The organism is Heyndrickxia camelliae, assembly GCF_002844575.1.
In the GTDB taxonomy this organism is placed as follows: Bacteria; Bacillota; Bacilli; order Bacillales; family Bacillaceae_C; genus Margalitia; species Margalitia camelliae.
The window spans coordinates 36,057-60,225 of the sequence record NZ_PIQO01000008.1 but is presented as its reverse complement, the minus strand read 5'-3'; the positions used below and the strand labels follow the sequence as shown (position 1 = coordinate 60,225).

General features: G+C 36.7%; 27 protein-coding genes. 22 read left to right on the top strand and 5 right to left on the bottom strand.

The genetic code is table 11. The features are described from left to right. Positions 1-18: 18 nt before the first annotated feature. From CWO92_RS25425 to CWO92_RS12045, 3 genes are read left to right on the top strand one after another with little or no spacing between them, the layout of a single operon-like run. Entirely contained in the window at positions 19-204 is a 186-nt protein-coding gene (locus CWO92_RS25425) for a hypothetical protein (RefSeq protein ID WP_158176686.1), read from the top strand. Continuing rightward, entirely contained in the window at positions 144-560 is a 417-nt protein-coding gene (locus CWO92_RS12050) for a GNAT family N-acetyltransferase (protein ID WP_158176685.1), read from the top strand. The genes CWO92_RS25425 and CWO92_RS12050 overlap by 61 nt, the downstream gene beginning before the upstream one ends. Continuing rightward, on the top strand, positions 541-720 hold the full coding sequence (locus CWO92_RS12045; protein WP_101354463.1) for an SE1832 family protein: 180 nt from the start codon (positions 541-543) through the stop codon (positions 718-720). The genes CWO92_RS12050 and CWO92_RS12045 overlap by 20 nt, the downstream gene beginning before the upstream one ends. A gap of 30 nt (positions 721-750) precedes the next feature. Here the strand turns inward: CWO92_RS12045 and CWO92_RS12040 are convergent, their stop codons facing one another. After that, positions 751-1,590 (bottom strand): alpha/beta fold hydrolase, encoded by an 840-nt coding sequence (locus tag CWO92_RS12040; protein WP_101354462.1) that lies wholly within the window; start codon positions 1,588-1,590, stop codon positions 751-753. Positions 1,591-1,760: 170 nt separating this feature from the next. Here CWO92_RS12040 and CWO92_RS12035 point away from each other — a divergent pair, with 170 nt between their 5' ends. The 11 genes from CWO92_RS12035 to CWO92_RS11985 all read left to right on the top strand — a co-directional run bounded on the left by CWO92_RS12035 (position 1,761) and on the right by CWO92_RS11985 (position 15,817). Then, positions 1,761-2,852 (top strand): PRK06851 family protein, encoded by a 1,092-nt coding sequence (locus CWO92_RS12035; protein WP_101354461.1) that lies wholly within the window; start codon positions 1,761-1,763, stop codon positions 2,850-2,852. Positions 2,853-2,983: 131 nt separating this feature from the next. Then, complete coding sequence (locus tag CWO92_RS12030) at positions 2,984-4,174, top strand: MalY/PatB family protein (RefSeq protein WP_101354460.1); 1,191 nt, start codon at positions 2,984-2,986, stop codon at positions 4,172-4,174. 100 nt (positions 4,175-4,274) lie between these two features. Beyond that, positions 4,275-5,123: a MurR/RpiR family transcriptional regulator gene (locus CWO92_RS12025; RefSeq protein WP_101354459.1), complete on the top strand. Its 849-nt coding sequence runs from the start codon at positions 4,275-4,277 to the stop codon at positions 5,121-5,123. Between the two features lie 138 nt (positions 5,124-5,261). Continuing rightward, the gene (gene murQ, locus CWO92_RS12020; protein ID WP_101354458.1) at positions 5,262-6,146 is read left to right on the top strand and encodes an N-acetylmuramic acid 6-phosphate etherase; all 885 of its coding nucleotides are present in this window, start codon (positions 5,262-5,264) and stop codon (positions 6,144-6,146) included. 17 nt (positions 6,147-6,163) lie between these two features. After that, on the top strand, positions 6,164-7,537 hold the full coding sequence (locus tag CWO92_RS12015; RefSeq protein ID WP_101354457.1) for a PTS transporter subunit EIIC: 1,374 nt from the start codon (positions 6,164-6,166) through the stop codon (positions 7,535-7,537). Between the two features lie 61 nt (positions 7,538-7,598). Continuing rightward, positions 7,599-8,666 carry a DUF871 domain-containing protein gene (locus tag CWO92_RS12010; protein WP_101354456.1) on the top strand — a complete coding sequence of 356 codons (1,068 nt, stop codon included), beginning with the start codon at positions 7,599-7,601 and terminating at the stop codon, positions 8,664-8,666. A gap of 218 nt (positions 8,667-8,884) precedes the next feature. Beyond that, the gene (locus tag CWO92_RS12005) at positions 8,885-10,075 is read left to right on the top strand and encodes a glycine C-acetyltransferase (protein WP_101354455.1); all 1,191 of its coding nucleotides are present in this window, start codon (positions 8,885-8,887) and stop codon (positions 10,073-10,075) included. A 131-nt stretch (positions 10,076-10,206) separates the two neighbouring features. Beyond that, entirely contained in the window at positions 10,207-11,154 is a 948-nt protein-coding gene (locus tag CWO92_RS12000; RefSeq protein WP_101354454.1) for an L-threonine 3-dehydrogenase, read from the top strand. Between the two features lie 130 nt (positions 11,155-11,284). Then, on the top strand, positions 11,285-12,547 hold the full coding sequence (locus CWO92_RS11995; RefSeq protein WP_101354453.1) for an ATP-binding protein: 1,263 nt from the start codon (positions 11,285-11,287) through the stop codon (positions 12,545-12,547). A 184-nt stretch (positions 12,548-12,731) separates the two neighbouring features. Further along, positions 12,732-14,894: a DNA helicase RecQ gene (gene recQ / locus CWO92_RS11990; protein ID WP_101354452.1), complete on the top strand. Its 2,163-nt coding sequence runs from the start codon at positions 12,732-12,734 to the stop codon at positions 14,892-14,894. Positions 14,895-14,950: 56 nt separating this feature from the next. Next, positions 14,951-15,817 carry a Cof-type HAD-IIB family hydrolase gene (locus CWO92_RS11985; RefSeq protein WP_101354451.1) on the top strand — a complete coding sequence of 289 codons (867 nt, stop codon included), beginning with the start codon at positions 14,951-14,953 and terminating at the stop codon, positions 15,815-15,817. Between the two features lie 94 nt (positions 15,818-15,911). Here CWO92_RS11985 and bshB2 read toward each other — a convergent pair whose 3' ends face one another. The 3 genes from bshB2 to pdxK form a co-directional block, all read right to left on the bottom strand. Beyond that, positions 15,912-16,595, bottom strand: coding sequence for a bacillithiol biosynthesis deacetylase BshB2 (gene bshB2 / locus CWO92_RS11980; protein ID WP_101354450.1), 684 nt, complete (start codon positions 16,593-16,595; stop codon positions 15,912-15,914). A 23-nt stretch (positions 16,596-16,618) separates the two neighbouring features. Next, the gene (locus tag CWO92_RS11975; RefSeq protein WP_101354449.1) at positions 16,619-16,969 is read right to left on the bottom strand and encodes a YojF family protein; all 351 of its coding nucleotides are present in this window, start codon (positions 16,967-16,969) and stop codon (positions 16,619-16,621) included. A 245-nt stretch (positions 16,970-17,214) separates the two neighbouring features. Further along, the gene (gene pdxK, locus CWO92_RS11970; protein ID WP_101354448.1) at positions 17,215-18,030 is read right to left on the bottom strand and encodes a pyridoxine/pyridoxal/pyridoxamine kinase; all 816 of its coding nucleotides are present in this window, start codon (positions 18,028-18,030) and stop codon (positions 17,215-17,217) included. Positions 18,031-18,703: 673 nt separating this feature from the next. Between pdxK and rsgA the strand changes: the two genes are divergently transcribed. The 6 genes from rsgA to CWO92_RS11940 all read left to right on the top strand — a co-directional run bounded on the left by rsgA (position 18,704) and on the right by CWO92_RS11940 (position 22,673). Then, the gene (gene rsgA, locus CWO92_RS11965) at positions 18,704-19,762 is read left to right on the top strand and encodes a ribosome small subunit-dependent GTPase A (protein ID WP_101354447.1); all 1,059 of its coding nucleotides are present in this window, start codon (positions 18,704-18,706) and stop codon (positions 19,760-19,762) included. A gap of 115 nt (positions 19,763-19,877) precedes the next feature. Continuing rightward, positions 19,878-20,270: a VOC family protein gene (locus CWO92_RS11960; RefSeq protein WP_101354446.1), complete on the top strand. Its 393-nt coding sequence runs from the start codon at positions 19,878-19,880 to the stop codon at positions 20,268-20,270. A 2-nt stretch (positions 20,271-20,272) separates the two neighbouring features. Then, complete coding sequence (mobA, locus tag CWO92_RS11955) at positions 20,273-20,878, top strand: molybdenum cofactor guanylyltransferase (RefSeq protein ID WP_101354445.1); 606 nt, start codon at positions 20,273-20,275, stop codon at positions 20,876-20,878. Between the two features lie 64 nt (positions 20,879-20,942). Next, positions 20,943-21,407, top strand: a complete 465-nt coding sequence (locus tag CWO92_RS11950; protein WP_101354560.1) for a molybdenum cofactor biosynthesis protein MoaE — start codon at positions 20,943-20,945, stop codon at positions 21,405-21,407. Next, positions 21,400-21,633 (top strand): molybdopterin converting factor subunit 1, encoded by a 234-nt coding sequence (gene moaD / locus CWO92_RS11945; RefSeq protein ID WP_101354444.1) that lies wholly within the window; start codon positions 21,400-21,402, stop codon positions 21,631-21,633. Before CWO92_RS11950 ends, moaD begins: the two co-directional genes overlap by 8 nt. Before the next feature lie 23 nt (positions 21,634-21,656). Next, a complete protein-coding gene (locus CWO92_RS11940) occupies positions 21,657-22,673 on the top strand; it encodes a ThiF family adenylyltransferase (RefSeq protein ID WP_101354559.1) in 1,017 nt (338 codons plus the stop codon). Between the two features lie 90 nt (positions 22,674-22,763). On the opposite strand, the gene CWO92_RS11935 is transcribed toward CWO92_RS11940, so the two are convergent. Next, positions 22,764-23,117, bottom strand: a complete 354-nt coding sequence (locus tag CWO92_RS11935) for a YflT domain-containing protein (RefSeq protein ID WP_101354443.1) — start codon at positions 23,115-23,117, stop codon at positions 22,764-22,766. Between the two features lie 190 nt (positions 23,118-23,307). Between CWO92_RS11935 and CWO92_RS11930 the strand changes: the two genes are divergently transcribed. Together CWO92_RS11930 and CWO92_RS11925 are read left to right on the top strand one after the other, a co-directional pair. Further along, positions 23,308-23,571, top strand: a complete 264-nt coding sequence (locus tag CWO92_RS11930; RefSeq protein ID WP_101354442.1) for a YwdI family protein — start codon at positions 23,308-23,310, stop codon at positions 23,569-23,571. A gap of 54 nt (positions 23,572-23,625) precedes the next feature. Continuing rightward, positions 23,626-23,997 (top strand): DUF423 domain-containing protein, encoded by a 372-nt coding sequence (locus tag CWO92_RS11925; protein WP_101354441.1) that lies wholly within the window; start codon positions 23,626-23,628, stop codon positions 23,995-23,997. Positions 23,998-24,169: the final 172 nt, after the last annotated feature.

The window sequence follows — 24,169 nt, the reverse complement described above, 5'->3', positions numbered from 1 at the left end:
TTTGAAATGGGGATAGGGATGAAGATTAGAATTGCAACTATCGAGGATATTAAAGGGTTGGCAAGGGTTCATTATGACAGCTGGAAGTCAACGTATACAGGTATATTCTCAGAAGGACATGGAAAAATCGCACATATGAAAAAGTGGAGAGTAACTGGATACCTCGTCTCGAGAAAAAAGCAGAAAAATACCACTGCTTTTTAGCGGAAACAGAGGAAGGAGAAATAGTTGCATTTGCGGAGTGCGGTCTGGAAAGGACGAATAAATTCCCGATAAAAGGCGAACTTTATACTCTATATATTTTAGAAGCCTTTCAGAGAAAGGGAATTGGTACACTGCTTTTTAAACAAGTAATAGAGCATCTAATAAGCCATAATATTCACTCCATAATGGCATGGGTAATAAAAGATAATGAATCCAGAAAATTCTATGAACGTCATGGCGGTGAGGTTATTGGTGAGCAATTGATAGGAGATACTGGTATACTAGAAGTGGCATATGCATGGAAAAATATCAATGACTTCATTAGAGGTGTAAACGATGAATCGAAAAGAAATTGAATATAAGATAGAAGATCTAAAGGCAGATTATGTACGGCTCCAGCATGATTTAGAAAAATTAGAGTTTGTTAAAGGAAACTTGTCGCCTTTAGAAAAGCAGCTGGCTGATATTGAAAAGGAATTAAGTAACTTGAACAAACAATTAGATGAACTTGACTAAAGAAAAAGCGGGGGGTTTCCTCCGCTTTTCTTAATATCCCCATAAAAATTCACCAACATATTGATCTACAATCGGATTCTCATGTAAACCGCTATGTGTAGCATGAGGGTCATAGATAACCTTCTTTTGAAAATGATTTTTTGGTGCAATATCTCGAAGTCCGAGTGCACTATTTAAAGAAACCACTCCATCCCCATCTTCTGGATTTCTTGCTACCCCTGCAATGGATAATACCTGGACATGCTGACTAAAGTCTTTTCTATTGGTAACAAGAGAGCGAAGAAACGATGAGTTAGTTTTTAAATCCAAAATAGCAGGGCCTGTATTATGGGCGTTTTGGTAATAAGTCTCTCTTTGAATTCCTTTAAATGGGCTACCGATGGTAATAAGCTTTTGAACTTCCGGATATTGTCCATCAGATTGTTCTATAAAATTGGTAAGCACAAGTCCACCCATAGAATGCCCCACTACAAAAATTTTTTTTACATTATATTGTTGATGCAAGACAATCATAATTTCTTTTAACCAATTAGTGGTATCTTGGATGCTTGCACGGTTATTTTTAAAAACAACTTGGATAAATGGGTTTTTTGAGTAAGTCGGTATTCCTCCGTAAAAACGAAGATGACCGTTTTTATCGACCTCGCAAACCATTGTCTTCTCTCCCCAATGATACTCATTCTGAAATCGATCAAGCATAGTATTGAAGGATCTTGGACCACCTTTAAACCCATGGACAAACATGGTTGGTGTCGATTGGTTAGTATACTGCGATTTTGTTCGGTCAGGTGAAATGAATAATAATATGAACAATCCAAACAAAATCATAACCATTGAAGAAAAGAGTACTTTTTTATTTTTTACTTTCAATTTCTATTTCCCCCTATATACCTTACACCTATAGTATAGGCCAATAAACATTGTACTATCAATGAATCTAACATTGTATGGGCAAAGTAACCAATTTTTCAAATGTTGCATAGGCTAATGTGTAGTTATTTTCAATTTTAATCCGATTACTGTAAGAGGAGTGTAAAGATATGACAGGAAAGGTTTTAAATTATTATGCGGGCGGTAACACTGGCAGAGGTTTTTATAATTTATTCAATTCCAACTTAAAGGGGCTTGATCGGCTCTTTATTCTGAAAGGCGGACCTGGAACTGGAAAATCCAGTTTAATGAAAAGACTTGCTGCGGAATGGGGACAAAAAGGATACTCCATTGAACTAATCCATTGTTCTTCTGATAATGACTCTATTGACGGTATTATTATCCCCTCGTTGAAAGTGGGTGTTGTGGATGGAACAGCACCGCATGTTATAGAACCATTAGCTCCTGGAGCGATAGAGGAGTATATTAATTTAGGTCGTGCATGGAATAGCGAGCTTCTTATTCAACATCGCAAAGAAATTGTCGGCATTCAAAAGAAAATCAGTGAGAAATTTCAATGTGCTTATGATTCATTTGCAGAAGGTTTGAAGGAGCACGATGATTTAGAGGAAATTTATATTAAAGAAATGAGTTATGAGAAGGCCAATCAGGTTGCTTTAGAATTAATAGAAAAAATCTTCTCAGATCAGGTTAGTGAAAAAGAAGCTATTGTTCGCGATCGTTTTCTTGGGGCAGCAACGCCAAAAGGGGCTGTGGATTTCATTGCAAATTTAACAGATGGTTTAACGAAACGCTACTTTATTAAAGGTCGTGCAGGAACAGGGAAATCCACCCTTTTGAAAAAAATCGCTGCCGTCTCGGAAGAAAGGGGCTTTGACACAGAAATTTATCATTGTGGTTTTGACCCTAACAGCTTAGATATGGTGATTATCAGAGAATTAGGAGTTGCAATCTTTGACAGCACAGATCCTCATGAGTATTTTCCTGATCGTGAAGGTGATGAAATTGTGGATTTATATTTAGCAGCAGTAACTCCAGGAACAGATGAAAAATATTCTATAGAAATTAAGGAAGTGCATAAAAGATATAAAGATAAGATGAAAGAAGGTACTGCTTATTTAGCGGAGGCAAAAGCCCTTCATGATGAGCTTGAACAATATTATATTGAAGCAATGGACTATGCTATTGTTGATGAGATTTACGAGGAAGTGAATGCTGGAATTCAAAAGTTGGAACAATAATGATTGAAGTGGCTCTATTATGTGGGGTCACTTTTTTTTAGGCTTTTTTGCATTGTTCAACATAACATGGTTTAAAGATTCACACAATTATATTAAAGTATGTATGAGGACAAAGAATAGGGGGATAAAGTGTGAATTGGAATGATTGCATCGAGAGGACAAATACACATTCGGTAAAATGGTCAATGGCAGATGATGAAATAATCCCAATGTGTATTGCAGATATGGATTTCCAGGTGGCTCCTGAGATTATTGAGGCCATGGAAAAGAAAGCAAGGCATGGGATATATGGGTACACAACTTTTTGTGAAGATTATTATACTTCTATTATGAAATGGTGGGAAAAGAGATTTCAGCTGAAAATGGAAAGAGACTGGATCTGTTTTAGTCCTGGCATCATACCTGGAATGAATCTTCTTTTACAAGTTTTAACGAAACCGGGGGACAAAGTAATCGTTCAAGAGCCAGTATATTATCCTTTTTATAGCAGTATTGAAAATCATCAATGTGAAATTCTTTCAAACTCGCTTAAATATGTTGATGGGCGCTATGAAATTGATTTTGCAGACCTTGAGCGAAAGGCAAGTGATCCACTGGCAAAGGTCATGATATTATGCAGTCCTCATAATCCAGTTGGACGAGTTTGGAGTGAAGAAGAGTTAAGGAAGATTGCAGACATATGTTTGAAAAACGATGTGTGGATTATCTCGGATGAAATGCACGGTGACCTTGTATACAAAGGAAATCACCATTTGCCATTATTCAGTGTGAATCATGAAATTAAAAACAGGAGCATTCTTTGTGCAGCTCCTAGTAAAACCTTTAATATTGCTGGGTTACAAACTTCTATTATTATGATTCCTAATACAGAAATAAGAGACAAATATCAGCATAAACTATTTCAATATGGAATGATGAGACCGAATGTATTTGGTGTTGAGGCCACTGTCGCTGCATATACCTCCTGTGAATATTGGTTAGAAGACTTATTAAGATATTTAGAGGGAAATCTGCGGTTCGTTGAAGACTATTTTAATACTAATATCCCGGAAATAACGCTTATACATCCTGAAGCGACCCATCTTATATGGATGGATTGCTCGAAATTAAACTTGAAAGGGGAAGAACTATTCCAGTATTTTTTAAAGGAAGCCAAAGTTAAATTTGATGAAGGATATAAGTTCGGAAAAAGTGGGGAATCATTCTTAAGAATGAACATAGCTTGTCCGAGAGATCGACTAAGTATTGCGGTGGAAAGAATTCAGATAGCGGTTCAGGAGCTATTAATGAAGAACAAAGTTTTCGATAAGAATAGAGAGTAAATGATATAATCCCACTAGAGTACATAAGTTAGTAGTACAACTGAGATTACTTTAGTGGGTATTAAAACAGTTCTGATTTTAGGAGTACGGGGGTTCCACAATGCATTCATTACTTGCAAAAATAGAAAATCAATTAAGTCAATTGACAGAAGCAGAGAAAAAAATAGGTAAGTTTATTATAGATAATGCGAAATTAGTACCAAATATGACCACGAAAGATCTTTCTAAAAAAACCGGAGTAAGTGAAGCGAGTGTAGTCCGCTTTTGTAAATCCATTGGAATTAGAAGTTTTAAGTCGTTTAAACTGGAATTGGTGAAGGATTTAACCCTGTCAGAAACGGACATTACAGACTTTTCTATTCTACAAAAAAAAGACTCCCCGTATGAGCTATTTCATAAAGTAACTTATGTTAATAAACATGCTGTTGAGTCAACATTATCATCCTTAGATAAAAATGAATTAAACAAAGCGGTAGAATCTATTAAAACTGCAAAAAAAATTATCTTTTTTGGAGTAGGAGGCTCGGCTACGGCTGCATTTGATGGGCATTATAAATTCACAAGGCTAGGATTTCATTCCGTCATGGCCCATGATTTTCACTATTTAATTACGCTGATTCCTCATTTGTCTAAAGGAGATATTTTTATAGCAATAAGTATGTCTGGAAAAACGAAGGATGTGTTAGAACTTGCGCAATTTGCAAAGAAAAGTGGTGCAACATTAATTGCAATAACAAATATTGATAAGTCACCGCTATACAAAGAAGCAGACATTCGATTGTGTACCCCAAATGTGGAACAGGATTTTCGAATAGGTACTATTGCATCGCGAATGACTCAATTAAATATCATCGATACTTTATATTTGAGTGTATTTAATAGCATTGGCGAAAATTTAGTGAATCTTTATCATAAGGCAAGAAAGGAAGCGGTTCGTCTTCGTAGGTGAATCCAAATGCATTTTCGGAGAGTTGCACTTATTTTCCGTCAAATGAAATTTTGATTCATAATAAATGAAAATATTATTGACATTTTATTTCGGTCATATAAAATAAAAGTGTGAAATAAAATTTTAAAGGATGGTTCTATGCTTGATAAACTGACAACAGAAAAGCGAAATAGCAGCACCATGGATTTAGATGTCATGTCGGTTCATGAAATTTTAAAAACAATGAATCGGGAAGACTTAACAGTACCTCAAGCAGTTGCTATGGAAATTCATAGTATTGAAGAAGCCGTTCAAAATGTAATCCAGTCATTTCAAGAAGGAGGTCGACTAATCTATATCGGTGCAGGCACGAGCGGAAGACTTGGTATTTTAGATGCAGTAGAGTGTAAACCAACATTTGGTTCACCATCTGAAATGGTGCAAGGATTTATTGCTGGTGGTATGAAAGCGTTTACAGAGGCGGTTGAAGGCGCAGAGGATAATGAAAGTTTAGGAGAAAGTGATTTAAAAAGCATAGCAATTTCAGAGAAAGATACAGTCATAGGGATTGCTGCAAGCGGGCGTACTCCTTATGTTATCGGCGCTCTTAAATATGCTAGTCATGCTGGAGCAAAGACAGTAAGCATAAGTTGTAATAAAAACGCAGAAATAAGCAAATATGCAAAGGTAAAAATAGAGGTGGAGACAGGACCAGAAGTTTTAACAGGATCCACAAGATTAAAAGCGGGAACAGCGCAGAAGCTTGTTTTAAACATGATTTCTACGGCATCCATGATAGGTATTGGAAAAGTATATAAGAATCTAATGGTCGATGTCCAATCAACCAATTACAAGTTAATTGAGCGATCTAAACGCATTATTATGCAAGCAGCAGATGTCGATTATGATACAGCTGCAAAGTATTTTGAAGAGGCAAACCATAATGTTAAGGCAGCTATTATCATGATTTTACTTCAATGTTCTTATAAAGAGGCATTAGAGAAGCTAAGTAACTCTAATGGTTTTATAAGAAAAGCTTTATAAGCAAGGGGGAGAGAGAATTGAAGAAAGAACAGCAGATAGCTGAAGGGATATTAGCGAATGTAGGAGGAAAGGAAAACATTAGGAAAATTGCCTTCTGCATGACTCGTGTTCGTTTGGATCTAAATAATGAGGGAAAAGCCGATATTCAAGCTCTGAAAAAAATAAACGGGGTTATGGGAGTGATAGAGGACGAAACATTGCAAATTGTAGTGGGACCTGGAACCGTTAATAAGGTATCGGATGCTTTAAGTAATCTGACTGGATTAGCAATCGGGGAAGTAGCTGCCGCAAGTGATATGACACTGGAAGAAAGAGCGCAAATAAATAAGGCTAGTATTAAGAAGAAAAATAATACTCCGGTAAAAAATTTATTACGTAAAATTGGAAACATCTTTATTCCACTAATTCCTGGGCTAGTGGCATCAGGAATTGTAAATGGTATTGCCAACTTTGCTAAAAACGCAGGAGTCGATCCTACTGCTACTTGGATGCAAATTCTCTTACTTCTCGGCAGCTGTATCTTTACTTACTTAGCAGTTCTAGTAGGCTGGAATACAGCGAAAGAATTCGGCGGTACACCGGTTCTTGGTGCCATTGCAGGAATGTTGCTATTCAATCCTGGATTAGCAGATATTCATATTTTTGGTCACGCATTAATTGTAGGACGTGGAGGGTTATTTGGAGTTATTTTTGCCGCATGGCTTATGACCTTTGTTGAAAAACAAGTAAGAAAATTTATGCCTAATTCCATAGATATTATTTTCACACCGCTTATTACTATTTTGGTTGTAGCTATTTTATCATTATTTGTTGTAATGCCTGTAGCGGGTGTAGTATCAGATGGAATTACGAACGCAATTAATGCAATTTTAGACTTTGGCGGAGTGGTGGCCGGAGCCATATTATCTGGATTCTTCTTACCGCTTGTAATGGTTGGTTTACATCAAGGGTTGACGCCAATTCATATGGAATTAATTCAAAAGACAGGAAGCACAGCACTTTTACCAGTATTAGCGATGGCTGGCGCAGGTCAAGTAGGAGCAGCACTTGCTATCTTTGTTAAAACAAAAAATAGGAAATTGAAAAATATTATTAAAGGTGGTCTTCCTGCAGGAATACTAGGTATTGGCGAGCCGCTATTATATGGTGTTACTTTACCGCTTGGTCGACCTTTCATAACTGCCTGCCTAGGAGCCGCAGTTGGAGGTGCCTTCCAAGCAGTAATGAAAACAGCTGCAAGTGGCATTGGGGTATCCGGTATCTCCCTAACTATGCTAATTGTAGGAAATAAATATTTCTTGTATATTATAGGACTATTGATTGCATATGCATTTGGATTCTTATTTACTTACCTATTTGGATTCAAGGAAGAAATGGCAGATGATATTTAAAGATTAAATGGCAAAAAGGGGGGATAATCCTCCCTTTTTGTCTATGAAAGGAATGTTTTAAATGTTAGGTCTTTCCGTTTATCTCTCTGAACCTATTGAAAATCAAAGAGAATATATACTTAAGGTAGCTGAAAAAGGGTTTCGTTCGATATTTACCTCATTACATATCCCGGAAGATAACCCATCCGTTTATGAAGAAAGATTGAAAGAGCTTGGAAGAATTGCTAAAAGTAAGGGATTAGAGTTGGTAGCAGATATTTCTCCTAAGTCGATGGATTATTTAGGATACACTTGGGATTCTGCTCCCGAGCTTCTTGATTGGGGATTAACTGGTTTACGAGTTGATTATGGTATTAAAGAAGAGGATATAGCTGCCTTATCGAAAAAAATGAAAGTAGCATTAAATGCAAGTACCATAACACAGAAATCTTTAGCACGATTGAAATCATTTGGATTAAAGATTGATGCTGTTGAAGCATGGCATAATTATTATCCGCGCCCTGAAACTGGTCTTGACCGCAAAGAATTTAGAAAAAAGAATCAGTGGTTGAAATCGGAAGGGATAAAAACAATGGCATTTATCCCTGGAGATAAAAAACTTAGAGGCCCATTATATATGGGGTTACCCACATTAGAAGACCATAGGTATCAATCACCGTTCTCTGCTTTCTATGATTTTATTATTAATGAGGAGATTGATAAGGTTTTAGTCGGAGATTTTGAATTAAGTGAAAAATCTCTTGATCAGTTTCAGAAATACAATGAAGAAGGTTATTTGTTGTTACGTGCCAAAGCATATACAGTGGATAAGAAAATATTGCAATTTTTAGAGTCAGTTCAAACAAATCGTTGGGATTCAGCCAGAGATTGTATTAGATCCATGGAATCACGTGAGTATGGACTAGTTGGCACAGAATCGCTCGATCCATTTAATACTATTGAACGTGAAATTGGGTCAATAACAATAGATAATCTTCATTACGGACGATATAAAGGGGAAATTCAAATAACAAAACGGCATTTAAAAGCAGATGAAAAGGTAAATGTTATCGGTAAAATCATTCCGGAGGATCTTTTACTGCTCCCATTAATAAAAGGTGGAACAAACTTTAAGATACAATGGTTATAATGTAAAAAAATTATTCTTTCATTTAATGAGAGGATAATTTTTTTATTTGAAAAATGATGGAAATAATAAAAAGAAGAAATTTATTGTCCACCACATATAAACAAAAATAATTATTTATGATAAATTATATATAGATAGCATAATAGAAAATGTTATTGTCCACCTGTGGAGGACAGTTGTTTATAAAACGCTTACATTTATAAATGGAGGGATTGCAGATGTCCAGTAATACATTAGATCGATTTTTAACAGAAAATCTAGAGGATTTAAAAGGCAAGGGTCTTTATAATGAAATAGATGTAGTGGAAAGTGCAAATGGTCCAGTCATTAAAATAAAAGGGAAAGAGCTGATTAATCTCTCCTCTAATAACTACCTAGGATTAGCTACGGATGAGCGATTGAAGGAAGTTGCGATTAATGCCATCAAAGAATACGGTGTTGGTGCGGGAGCAGTGCGTACTATAAATGGTACTTTAGACCTTCATATCAAATTGGAAGAAACGTTGGCTAAATTCAAAGGAACAGAGGCAGCAATTGCATATCAATCAGGTTTCAATTGTAATATGGCTGCGATTTCTGCAGTAATGGATAAAAATGATGCCATACTTTCAGATGAGTTGAACCATGCATCCATCATTGATGGCTGCCGTCTTTCAAAGGCAAAAATCATTCGTTTCAATCACTCTGATATGGATGACTTACGCAAAAAGGCAAAGGAAGCAAAAGAATCTGGTCAATATAATAAAATCATGGTAATCACAGATGGCGTGTTTTCTATGGATGGCGATATTGCGAACCTTCCGGGAATTATCGAGATTGCAGAAGAATTTGATTTAATTACGTATGTGGATGATGCTCATGGTTCTGGTGTAACCGGAAAAGGAGCAGGAACAGTAAAGCAGTTTGGCCTAGCAGAAAAGATTGATTTCCAAATTGGAACACTTTCAAAGGCCATTGGGGTTGTTGGCGGATATGTAGCAGGAAGAAAGAATTTAATTGACTGGTTAAAGGTTCGTTCACGTCCATTTTTATTCTCCACTGCGGTAACTCCTGCTGATGCTGCTGCAGCAACCAAAGCGGTTGAGCTATTAATGAGCAGTACAGAGCTGAATGACCGTCTATGGGAAAATGGAAATTATCTCAAAGAAGGTTTAAAGAATCTTGGATTTAATATCGGTAATAGTGAGACTCCAATTACTCCTTGTATTATTGGGGAGGAAAAGGCAACTCAAGAGTTCAGTAAACGACTTTATGAAGAAGGCGTTTATGCGAAGTCTATTGTTTTCCCAACCGTTCCACAAGGCACTGGTCGTGTAAGAAATATGCCAACAGCTGCACATACAAAGGAAATGCTTGATAAGGCAATTTTCATTTATGAAAAAGTCGGTAAAGAAATGGGCCTAATCTAAAGAACAAGGCGCTGAAGCTAGAAGCATACAACCTTATAAACATTTATCAATAGAGTAAACGTTAGGGACATAACATTAATTATAGATTTGATTAGACAACGAGATGAGCTTCAATACAGGGGGATTCCATCATGAAAAAAATACTTGTGACCGGTTCATTAGGTCAAATCGGAACAGAATTAGTAACCAAAATGCGCGGTATATACGGGTCTGATAATGTGATTGCAACAGATATCCGTGATAACGGCAGTACCGTTGTGAAGGAAGGACCATTTGAAATTCTGGATGTTACGGATGCCAGCAAGATGCATGAGCTTGCTAAAAAATATAAAGTGGACACTATTGTTCATCTTGCTGCTTTATTATCAGCTACTGCTGAGAAAAACCCGTTATTAGCTTGGAATTTAAATATGGGTGGTCTGGTAAATGCATTGGAAACGGCAAGAGAACTAAATTGTCAATTTTTCACGCCGAGTTCCATTGGTGCATTTGGTCCATCTACACCAAAAGACCAAACACCACAAGATACAATTCAACGTCCAACAACCATGTATGGGGTGAACAAAGTATCTGGTGAGTTATTATGTGATTACTATTTTTATAAATTTGGGGTAGATACGAGAGGTGTGCGCTTCCCAGGATTAATTTCTTATGTAGCACAACCTGGAGGTGGAACCACAGACTACGCGGTAGAAATTTATTATGAAGCAATTAAAAGTGGCCGCTATACTTCATACATTGGAGAAGGAACAAAAATGGATATGATGTATATGCCGGATGCTTTAAATGCCATTATTCAGTTGATGGAAGCAGATTCTGCAAAACTGGTACATCGGAATGCATTTAATATTACGGCGATGAGCTTTGCTCCTGAAGAAATAGCCGCGGAAATTAAAAAGCATATCCCTCAATTTGAAATGAGCTATAATGTGGACCCAGCAAGACAAGCAATTGCAGATAGTTGGCCAAATTCCATCGATCCTACTGCTGCAAAAGAAGAATGGGGATTTAAAGCCGATTATGATTTGGGAAAAATGACCGTTGATATGTTGGATAAATTGAAAGCAAAATTAAAATAATCATAAAAAATGACGTTCAAGCTTTAATTTGAACGTCATTTTTTTCGGAATAGAAAACATATTCTCGCCTCAAATCTTTATGGTAGAATGAGATGAAAAGGGTATATAAAAAAAGGAATAGGAAACTTTTATGGGGAATCGTAGGAAAATTTACTTTAGCGCTTGTTGTGTAATCAATCTAGTTATTTTATTTCTTGATATAGGATGTCAATTAGTCATTTCTGCTTTTTTTCGCAATGCAAGCTGGTTCTTAGAAGTTATGATGCTTTTATTATGCTTCTTACTAGTCTATATATTGTTTTGGACGTACCGATTCTATTTTCTTTATAAGGAATATTGCCATCTAGAAGACGAAGAAGAAAAATGGTCTCTGCTGATGCAAGCCACTCCTGATTTTATTTGTTTTAAAGATGGAAAGGGCAGATGGAAAAAAGTAAATAAATTTGGTCGGAAACTTTATCAATTAGAATCTATCGATTACGTTGGCAAAACAGATTTGGAACTGGCAGAATTAGTTCCTTTTTTCAAAGATGGCCTGAATTCTTGCTATTTATCGGATGAAGAAGTATGGCGTGCCGGAAAATTAACAAGAATAGAGGAGTCTTTTATAGTACCTTCCGGAGAGATTAAAAGCTTCGATGTTATTAAAATCCCCCTTTATTACGAAAATGGGTTGCGAAAGGGATTATTAACAATAGGGAGAGATATTACCCAACAGAAGGTAGCTGAATCGATATTAATTAAACGGGAAAAGCTTTCAGTAGTTGGAGAACTTGCCGCAGGGATTGCCCATGAGATTCGTAATCCGCTAACAAGTATAAAAGGACTTACACAATTAATGTGGGAATCTGGCAATATTACAGAGGATTATGCAAAAGTTATGGTATCTGAAATTGATAGGATCAATCAAATTGCAGGCGGACTGCTCGCTCTTTCAAAACCGCAAAGCGCAGAAATGGACACTGTTTTATTAAATGAAATCCTGCAGTATGTTGTTAATATTATGGAGCCGGAGTCATTATTAAAGGATATTCAAATTAATATGAATATGGAAGAGTCCGTGTGCAAGATACAAGGAAATCGTAATGGACTTATTCAAGTATTTATTAATCTCTTAAAAAATGCAATGGATGCTATGCCGAATGGAGGACAGATTAACATTACTTCCAGAAGAGTTCTCAATAAAATCCATATAATCGTCTCCGATCAAGGCGTCGGCATTCCGTCTGAGCGACTGGAAAAAATCGGTGAGCCATTCTTTACTTTAAAAGAAAAAGGAATGGGTCTTGGTCTTACTATTAGTTACAAAATTATTCAGGATCATAAGGGAACATTTGAATTTTCAAGTCAAGAAGGATGCGGAACTGATGTAGTCATTAAACTTCCGTGTTAAGTTGTTAAACAATAAGGGTGGGGACTTTCTATCATCCTTATTATTTTTTTGAAATCAAAAAATTGAAATATCAGGCCTTCATTATTCTAGCAATTTATACCTACATTATATATAATCTAATTAACCTCGCTTTCTCCATCCATTTCCATCATATTCTTCTAAAAAATATATCCCCGAAAGGAGCATACTATTGTTATCAAAAGCAAAGGACATTCTTCAATCCTACTATGGTTATACTGAATTTAGGAAAGGCCAAGAGGCAATTATTAACCAGGTTTTAAATGGGAAAGATACTGTCGCCATCATGCCAACAGGTGGTGGGAAATCTATTTGCTATCAAATCCCCGCATTGCTGTTTTCCGGTATTACAATCGTTATTTCTCCGTTGATCTCCTTGATGAAGGACCAAGTTGATGCCTTAACTAATGCAGGTATTCCCGCTACTTTTATTAATAGCTCTATTAACGTAAGTGAAATGGATGAACGTTTGCGAAGAATGGAAGCTGGGGAATTTAAATTAATCTATATAGCTCCAGAGAGATTAGAGGCAACTTTCTTTATTGAACTCCTCAACAGAGTAAATGTTTCTCTATTAGCCATTGATGAGGCGCATTGTATATCGCAATGGGGTCATGACTTCCGGCCAAGCTATTTGCTCATCAAAAAACTGATTCAGCAGATCCATCCAAAACCAGTTATTTTAGCTTTAACTGCAACCGCCACACCGAGTGTAAAGGATGATATTTGTGAATTATTAAATATCCCTTTTTCTAATGTTATTTTAACCGGGTTTGGCAGAGAGAATTTAGCTTTTCAGGTGATTAAAGGGCAAGATCGGGATTTATTTATAAAAGATTATATTCAAAAAAATGAAGATCAATCGGGGATTATTTACGCTGCAACACGAAAAGAAGTAGAACGGCTGTACCAACAATTAAATAGTCTAGGAGTCAGAGTAGGAAAATATCATGCTGGTATGTCAGAGAATGAGAGAGCACGCAATCAAGAGGAATTTTTATATGATGATATTACCATTATGGTCGCAACAAGTGCATTTGGTATGGGAATTAATAAATCGAATGTCAGATACGTCATTCATTATCATATTCCTAAAAATATGGAGTCGTATTATCAAGAGGCTGGGCGTGCGGGCCGTGATGGGCTGGAAAGTGAGTGCATTCTATTATTTTCTCCCCAAGATATTCATATTCAGAAGTTCTTTATAGATCAGTCCGATATGAATATAGAGCGAAAGGAATATGAGTATTCAAAGCTTCGGAAAATGATTTCTTATTGCCATACTGAAACTTGTTTTCAACAATATATTTTGCAGTATTTCGGTGAGGAAGATTCGTATGCTTGTGGAAAATGCGGGAATTGCACAGATAATCGTAAACAAGTAGAAGTAACAGTAGAAGCACAAATGGTATTGTCTTGTATAAAACGGATGAATGAGCGATTTGGAAAGACCTTTATTACAAAGGTATTGACAGGCTCTAATGATAAGAAGATTAACAGTCTTGGATTTCATCAGCTCTCTACTTACGGCATTTTGAAAGAAAAAACCCAAAAAGAAGTGAATGAGTTTATAGATTTTTTAACAGCGGAAGGATACTTACGCCCTACAGATGGTGCTTATCCTGTCTTAGTGGTGACAAATAAGGGGATTAGTGTTTTAATGGGCGGAGAAAAGGTCTTTAAGAAGGAACGGGTTGAAGTGAAGCGGCTGGCCCAAGATAATCCATTGTTTGAAGACTTAAGGAAGCTTAGAAGAGAAATTGCCACAGTAGAGAAGATTCCTCCATATATTATATTTTCTGATCAAACCTTGCAGGAGATGAGTGTAAGAATGCCTGCCACCAATAATGAACTTTTACAAATAAAAGGCGTGGGAGAAAGAAAACTGGAGCAATATGGTAGTGCATTTTTAGCTGTAATTATAGCTTACCGAGAACAAAATAAAATCGAGAATAGTGTTGAAATTAATGTGAAAAGTTCTGGGGCCATTTCTGTATCTGAAGAAGGAAAGCAAAAGGAGAAAAGCCATCACGCCACATATGCTCTATTACAAGAAGGATTTAATATTGAGGAAATCGCAGATAGGCGTGGGATGTCAACGAGGACGATTGAAAGCCATCTTATTAGGTGCTCTGAGGAAGGGTGTGCAATTGATTGGGATAAGTTTATTCCTGGTCAATATGTATCATTAATCGCAGATGCAGTTGAAAAGGCAGAGACAGATAGACTTACACCAATTAAAGAACTTTTACCCGATGAAATTAGTTATTTTATGATTCGCGCTTTTTTACAGAAAAAAAGTGAAGTGTTAGGAAATCAGAACCGGTAATGGTACAATATTGAAGTTGATAAGGAACGTGTGCAACTAGAAAGGGTGATACTTATATGATACGGTGTATTGCATCAGATATGGACGGTACATTATTGAATGCAAGACAGGAAATAAGTGAATTAAATCGTAAGGCACTATTAATTGCTCAGGAACAGGGAATGGAAATTGTGATTGCAACAGGGCGTTCGTATGATGAAGCGCATTATCTTTTAGAGGATGCCGGAATTACCTGTCCTATTATAGCAGTAAACGGAGCGGAAATCAGGAATGAAGTTGGTGATATTGTTAAATCAATAGGCTTAAGCGGAGAACAAGGGGCAACTATTGCTAAAATTTTGAGCGAAATTGGGGTTTATTTTGAGATATATACGAATAACGGGAAATTTACTGAGGACTATGATAAAAGCATAAGTGTCATCGTAGATATATACAAAACGGCAAACCCTGAACGTCCAACAGAAGAGATTAGACAAATGGTAGAAAACCGCTTTACAAATGGGTTTATTCAAACCATTGATGACTATGAAGCTCTTTTTAAAAATCCTGAATATATCTTTTATAAGTTTATAGTATTTACAAATGATGAAATCCTGTTGGAAAAAGCAAGTATGGCGCTGCATGAAATAGAAGGACTCAAGGTGACATCTTCCGGCCACAATAATTTAGAAGTAAACCATATCGATGCTCAAAAAGGGATTGCATTAGAAGCATTCGTGAAAGAAAGAGGCATTGAATTAGAAGAAACAATGGCGATTGGAGATAATCTAAACGATCTCTCTATGCTAAAAAAAGTTGGCTATTCCTTTGCAATGGGCAATGCAGAAGATGAGGTTAAACATATTTGTAAGTATCAAGCCGATAAAAATGTGAATGATGGTGTTGGGAAAGCAATTGCTCAAATGTTGAAAATTTCCCTGTAGATTTTAGTAGAACGATGTGAAAAAGTATATTTCACATCGTTTTTATGTATTCTTGTATCGGTTTTTAAACAAAAAATAAGTTCGATATTCGAACTTATTTCACCTTGTCATTATCCCATGGATAAGACCAAAATCTTTCTGTTTGAAGCCATGCCAAAGTTTCTGGATCCTTGGCCGCCAATTTCTTTTCTCTTTCTTCTATCATCCAGCCAGTTTGGGAAATATGTGCTTTCATTGCTCCCATTTTTTGATCAATAACCGCACTAACATCATTAAAGATATCTGGCTTGCCAATCTCCTCTTCATGCCCATTAGAGAAAGCGAGACAATGAACTTTTGGACGCTGATCTTCTGGTAGCTTTCTTACAGCACGGATAACTGCTCTACCGGTGGCATCATGATCTGGATGTACGGCATACCCTGGATAGAAAGTAATGATAAGCGAAGGATTTAATTCCTCTATCAATTCTGATATCATGTTTGTCATTTTCTCGTCATCTTCAAATTCAATGGTTTTGTCACGTAAACCCATCATTCGCAAATCTTGAATTCCCATCACTTCGGCAGCTTTTTGTAATTCCTTTTTTCGAATGAGTGGGAGAGATTCCCTGGTAGCGAATGGCGGATTTCCTAAGTTTCTCCCCATTTGCCCTAGAGTTAAGCAAGCGTAGGTAACAGGAGTTCCATTTTTTACATGAGTAGAAATGGTTCCGGATACACTGAATGCCTCATCATCCGGATGCGGAAATACAACTAAGACTTGACGTTCTTTTTCCATATAAAAAACTCCTTTCTAATAAATTATATTTCAAATGGGGTTTTGCTAATTTCTAGCGCAACGGCAAGTTTACCATCATACCCATGACCAGCGAGCAATAAACGATTCTGTTCATCCACTTCAAAATGTGTGATTCCTTCCGCGTAAATCCAGCCTATTTCAGTTTTAAAACCAACTCGGAAAGGTCCATCTCCAGTGATTTTTCCATGCTCATATTTCACTTTAGCATTTCGAATATAGGCGCCTGCAGAAAAAAAGGATTCATTGAAATGGGAAGCATAGGCCCCATTTGTTGTTTCGAGATGTATATAAACCTCTTCATTTGCAAATTCATTTATTTTTTCTTGCACTTTTGACATATTAATTGGCTCCATGGAAATTCCCCTCCTTTATTAATATATGATAGTATCGGTTTTTATAATGTAAATTATTGAACAGATATATCCTTTGTTTATCTACATCGCCTCTTGGCTAGCGGATGAGCAAGGCGTTGGCGCTTTTCTGATGTATGTGAACATTTTACTAAAATTACTAACGGATTGCTAAAAATAAGCTTAAGTAGAACGCTCTTTTCTTAAACATAGAAAAAACGGGTGAAAAACACCCGCAGTTTCATTCTTTATTTACTGGCAACAAAGCGAGTATAAGCTCCGTGCATAACTGGACCTACATATTGGTTAAGTTTAAAACCATGTTCAATTGCTGCAGTAACGAATTCTTTTGCTGTTTTAACAGCGTCTTTAACATTTGCACCTTTTGCAAGTTCTGCTGTGATGGCAGCTGCAAATGTGCAGCCTGCACCATGATTGTAAGTTGTGTCTAGTTTTTCTTTTTCCAGTAGGATAAATTCATTTCCATCATAGAATAGATCCACTGCTTTCTCATGGTTTAGCTGCTTGCCGCCTTTAATCACAACATTTTTTGCTCCTAATTCGTGAATCTTTGCTGCTGCTTGCTTCATATCATCAACAGTTTTAATAGGACCAGTTTTGGCTAATTGCCATGCCTCGAATAGGTTAGGAGTTACAATAGTAGCACGCGGTACTAAAAGATCGCGCATTGCTTCAGTATTTTCTGGCTGTAATACTTCGTCTTCTCCTTTACAAACCATAACAGGATCAATGACCACTTTATCAAGTTTATGCTCATCAATTTTTCTCGCAGCTAGTTCGATAATGTCAACTGAACCCAGCATACCAGTTTTCATTGCATCAATTCCCACGGACAAAATCGTTTCTAATTGTGGTTCAACCGTCTTTACATCTATAGGAAAAACATTATGGTGCCAGTCATTTTTAGGATCCATGGCAACAATCGATGTAATAGCTGTCATACCATAAACGCCCAATTCTTGGAACGTTTTCAAATCTGCCTGAAGCCCTGCTCCACCGCTTGAATCAGATCCAGCAAGAGTAAAGGTCTTTTTCAATGTCATGTTATGATTCCTCCTCCATACCAATGGTGAATATAGATTATGCAAATAAAATTTTTAAGATAATACATACTTTCTACATTAGGATAAACCAAAAAATTTTGAAAAACAATGAAAACAGCATTTGGAAGTTAGCACATGCATAACCATTATCTGCTAGCCTACAGTTATGTTTAGATGGAGTCTATACATCTGGACCAATTTATGTAAAAAAATTGGGCTATTTTAATTTAAAAAAAGCAAAAAAATAGAGGGTGTCCTTTTGTCAAAGGCCACTCTCCGCAAGAGGGGGTTTCATCGTCTACTATTATTATGGACAATGATTTAGCAAACTATACATCTAGCAAAAAAATATTTTAATTTTTTTGAAAATGACTTTACTTTACAAAGTGAAACGTTTACAATTATTCTGTAATCAAACATTTTCCAAAGGGAGGTATGTATTATGAACACTAATGTAGATATGACAAATCAACTTAATTTCATAATGCAGTCTATGGAAAGTGTAATGTTTTTGAATTGAGTGCTGAGCAATCATTATCTATGTATATTTAACCATGGGCTGCTATTTAGAAGCTCATGGTTTTTATATTTTTTTGGGGGGGATTTTACCCTTTTTTCAGAAAACCGTGTTCACACGGTTATTTTTTTAGCTTAAAAAACGGAGGAATCACATTTGAATTTAAAAAAATTTGGTTGGAATGAATTTTTTGAAGAAGGATTTATACAGTATAAAGGGCAGGGATATAAAGTTGGAAGAATCGCGTTAGAACATAAAAAAATGTATAGGATTTTAACGGAGTATGGGGAACTTTTAGGTGAAGTATCTGGAAAATTTCGTTTTCAGGCAGCAGAACGCGGGGATTATCCTGCTGTAGGCGATTGGGTAGTAATTTCCGCCAGACCGGAAGAACAAAAAGCAACCATTCATGCTGTATTACCTAGAAAAAGCAAATTTTCTCGAAAGGTTGCTGGGCAAACGACAGAAGAACAAATCGTAGCATCTAATGTCGATACCATCTTTCTAGTAAATGCTTTGAATGCAGATTTTAATGTGCGACGTATTGAACGATATATATTATCCGCCTGGGAAAGTGGTGCAAATCCAGTTATTGTTTTGAGTAAGGCTGATTTATGTGAAGATATAGAAGAAAAGATTGCAGAAGTAGAAACGGTTGCATTCGGGATTCCGATTCTTCCTATCAGTGCGGAAAAAAATATTGGATTAGATCAGCTTGCTCCATACGTTTATGAAGGGCAAACCGTTGCGTTACTTGGATCAGCGGGAGTTGGAAAATCAACGTTAACCAATACATTAATTGGTCATCAAAAGCAACAGGTAAAAGAAATCCGAGAAGGGGATGATCGCGGGCGCCATACAACAACTCACAGGGAATTAATCGTTCTTGATCAAGGTGGGATATTAATCGATACTCCTGGGATGCGTGAATTGCAATTGTGGGAAGCGGATGAGGGGTTAAGCCAAAGCTTTTCTGATATTGAATCTTTGGCAGAACAATGTAAATTTAGAGATTGCAGGCATAAAAAAGAACCAGGGTGTGCCGTGCAGCAAGCAATCTCCGATGGAACACTAGATATGGATCGCTATAATAGCTATGTAAAACTGCAAAAAGAGCTTGCGTATATAGAAAGAAAAGAGAATCAGCGGGCAGCATTAGCGGAAAAGGCAAAATGGAAGCAGGTTTCTAATAACCAGAAGAAAATAAAATATTGAATGAATGGAAGAGGCTTAGTTTCGCACTAAGCTTTTTTCTTTCCAAATAATGAAGGTGTAGTCACTTATACTATAGAAGTAATGAATATAGTAAAAATATAGAGGTGATCTTTATATGCTGCATCATATCGAAATATATGTATCCAACCTTGAGAGCACAACAGAATTTTGGAATTGGTTTTTAACGAGATTGGATTATCAGGTCTATCAAAAATGGGATAAAGGGATTAGTTGGAAGGACAAGTCTACGTATATTGTGTTTGTACAAGCCGAGGAGAAATATTTGGATATCCCTTATCATCGTTGTCGAGTTGGATTAAATCATCTGGCCTTCTGTGCGAAATCAAGAAAGCAAGTCGATGATATAACTATGGAATTAAAGAAGAAGGGGATAAAGATTCTCTATTCGGATCGGCATCCATTTGCCGGAGGAGAAAATCATTATGCTTTGTATTTTGAAGATCCGGATCGTATTAAAGTGGAATTAGTTGCGCCTAAGGAGGAATAATTTTGAAGACTATTATTTTAGCTGGTGGGAAATCCAGCAGAATGGGGCAGAATAAAGCGTTACTTCCTATTGGCGGCAAAAGCATCATTAAGAGATTAGCAGAAACCTTTAAACCTATTTCAGACGAAATCATTATTATATCGAATGAACCTGAAAAATATAATGGTCTTGATTTCTCAATTTACTCCGATGTAAAAGAATTCAGGGGAGATGGCCCTTTGGCAGGTATCTATACAGGTATGAATGCCGCTAATGAAGATTGTTGCTTATTTCTAGCCTGCGATATGCCCTTCGCTTCTCAAAAAATCGGGAAATTTATGATGGAAACATTAAAAAATAGCGGGGCAGATGCAGTTATTCCTTTACATGAAGGAAGAGTACATCCTTTATTTGGTACCTACCATAAAAGAATTCTTCCGGTTGTAAAGGAAAATCTTTTAAATGGTAAGAGGAAAATGTTACATCTGTTAAATGGAGTGAATGCTAAAATAATAGAAAAGCTAGATGCTCCTAAGGAATTAAAGAAAGAATGGGAATATAGCTTCTGGAACATGAATACAATGGAAGATTATCAGAAGGCGTTAGAACTTTATAAGAAACTTTCATGAGTATCGCTCTTAGAAGGCATTTTACTCGTTAATCAATATGGGAACAAGTTATGGAGATGATGCAATGAATTATCAAATTACCAAGGATCCGATTAAGATAGAAAATGTGGTTCAAAAGGTTGTACAAAGGGAGGCCGGGGCTATTACTACGTTTATTGGGACTGTGCGGGAACTCACGCACGGAAGGCGTACCTTGTATCTTGAATATGAAGCATATGAATCTATGGCACTCAAAAAACTTGAGCAAATTGGAAAAGAAATAGCTGAAAAATGGCCAGATACAAAGACGGCAATCACACATCGTATCGGCCGATTAGAAATCACGGATATTGCTGTTGTCATAGCCGTTTCCACTCCTCATAGAGCAGAGAGCTATGAGGCAAATAGATACGCCATTGAGAGAATAAAGGAAATAGTCCCTATCTGGAAAAAAGAACATTGGGAAGACGGAGAAGAGTGGGTAGGTAATCAGCTAGGAACGAGGGAATATACGGACGGAAAACCTGGGGAGGAGGATCTCCATGATTAAACTATTACTATTCGCACAATTTCGTGATCAGATAGGAAAACAAGAGATGCAGTTTCCTATAGAAGGTAAAACAGTTAAAGAGTTAAAGGAAATTTTAAAGGAATCCTATTCTTTTGATGAATTAGACAGTGTAATGGTTGCCATTAATGAAGAATTTGTAACCGACCAAGAAATAATCCGTGAAGGAGATATTATTGCATTGATTCCGCCCGTCAGCGGGGGATGAGCGGTTTGAAAGGAAGTACCTATATGAAAAGATATTCACGACAAACATTGTTTTCTCCTATTGGAGTAGATGGACAGGAAAGGCTACGCAGAAAGCACGTATTAATCGTGGGTCTTGGAGCATTAGGATCATCAATAGCTGAAACATTAACTAGGGCAGGTGTCGGAAAACTAACCATCATCGATCGGGATTATGTAGAAGAAAGTAATTTACAACGCCAGCTCTTATATTCGGAAAACGATGCAATGGAACGAATGCCAAAGGCAGAAGCAGCAAAAAGAAGATTGAATGAGGTTAATCAAGATGTTGAAATCCATTCTATCGTAGGAGATGCAGACGTACCTCTGCTAGAAAGGCTAGCACCAAATATTGATTTAATCATGGATGGAACGGATAACTTTGATACCCGTTTTATGATGAATGACATCTCTCATAAGTTTCACATCCCTTGGATTTTTGGTTCATGTGTCGGAAGTTTTGGCTCCACTTTTACCATTATTCCAGGAAAAACACCTTGCTTACAATGCTTATTGAAAAAGCTTCCAATGAGAGGGCAAACTTGTGATACAGTTGGCATTATTGCCCCCGCGGTGCAAATGGTTACAGCATACCAAACGGCTGAGGCATTAAAAATCTTATCAGAAAATCAATGGGCATTAAGAAATACTTATGTGACTTTTGATTTGTGGCAAAACCAGACTTTATCTATTAAAGCTGATTCAATAAAAAACGCTGATTGTTATACATGTGGACATTACCCAACCTATCCGTATCTTCAATATGAAGCCACTACAAAGACGGCGGTTTTATGTGGAAGAAATACAGTGCAGATTCGGCCAGCTACCTCCACTAATTGTTCTATTGCAGTTCTTGCAGATCAATGGAAAAAAGCTGGATATAAGGTCAGTGCAAATCCCTTTCTTGTATCCGTATTGAAGGATGAGCATCGGATGGTTTTGTTTAAGGATGGCAGGGCATTGATACACGGCACCAATGATATCACGATAGCAAAAAGGGTATATCACTCATTAATAGGATAGGAGAAAAGCGGTCCGCTTGTAGGACCGCTTATATAAATTATCAGAAAGTTACTTGTATGGGGATGGGCAAGATTCCTTCCGCATTTCTAATTAAAGATAAGTATACGGAGGTTCATCATCTTTCATATCAGAAGCAATGACAATTAATTTGCCTTCGTCCAATACTTCCTCATATTTTTCTGCTTCCATTTTGCTCAAACCTAGAGAGCTCATTTTTGAACGTAACTCATCTCCACGTTTCTTAAATACATTCCCTACAGAATCTAGGAAGCCTTGTTCCTCTATTCCAACACTTCCTGTTTCGGTAGCGTCTGTTAAATCTTTCGAGCGGCCCTTTTCATGAGCAAAGATATAAATATCCTCTTTTCGATATCCTTGGTTTTGCAACTCACTCACTAGGTTGGATGCGGCAAGTCCATTTTCTGCAACTTTTACTGTATACATAAAATCTCCTCCTTGGTGAGGTGTGCTTACCACCTCGAATTATTATGTATATAGCCTGTTTCTCATCGAGTTAAACATCTATTTTTAAATCGACAGAAATTTACATGTTTCACGTGAAACATGTCGAATTTAGAGTGATACAATGAAATATGGTAAGATGGAGGTAATATAAAGATAAGGAGAAATCAAAGTGACCATCTCAAATCATTCTCTTTTGAAAAAGATAGAAGAAGAGGTCCTGAAAGCAAAACAAGCTCAGGATTCTAGCCAACAAAAACAGCATGTGTATACTATTAAAACGTTGTGTGATTTAATCTTAGAACAGGAGACGGAATCAGCAGTAGAAGCCCCTCGCATTGTAAATCCTGCGCCTGTAAGCACCTTAATTCATGAAAAGTCACAACCTTTAAAGACAGATGATGGCGCAAACGGGGATTCCCTTTTTGATTTTTAATGAAGCATCTCTTACAATGAATGAAGAAGAATTAGAGAAATAAGGAGTGTTTGCATGAAAGCCTTTATAATAATTGGTGCAATTAATGCCTTTTTAGCGGTCGCATTAGGCGCTTTCGGAGCCCATGGATTAGAGGGGAAAATCTCAGAGAAATATTTAGAAGTTTGGAAGACTGGTGTGACTTACCAAATGTTCCATGCCCTTGGAATAATTGCAATTGGTCTGATTGCCAAACATATTCCAACGTCCTCTCTTATGTCATGGTCTGGCTGGTTAATGTTTCTCGGAATTATTTTATTTTCAGGAAGTCTTTACATACTAAGTGTAACAAGAATAAGTGTTTTAGGCGTTATTACTCCTTTTGGCGGTGTAGCATTTCTTGTTTCATGGGTATTGTTAATTATTGCTGCAGCAAAATACTATTAAGAAATTCTTTTCTTAAAGGTTATTCTTTTGTAAAGGCTATTTTCGCCAAGATTATTGCTTTTCGTATACGCATATAATCCTTGGTTGGATAGGATTCGCGCTCTTTTCTACATTTCGTTTTTCATTTGGTTGTAGAAAATTACCGTAAAAATCCTACTGCCGATTTTTATTC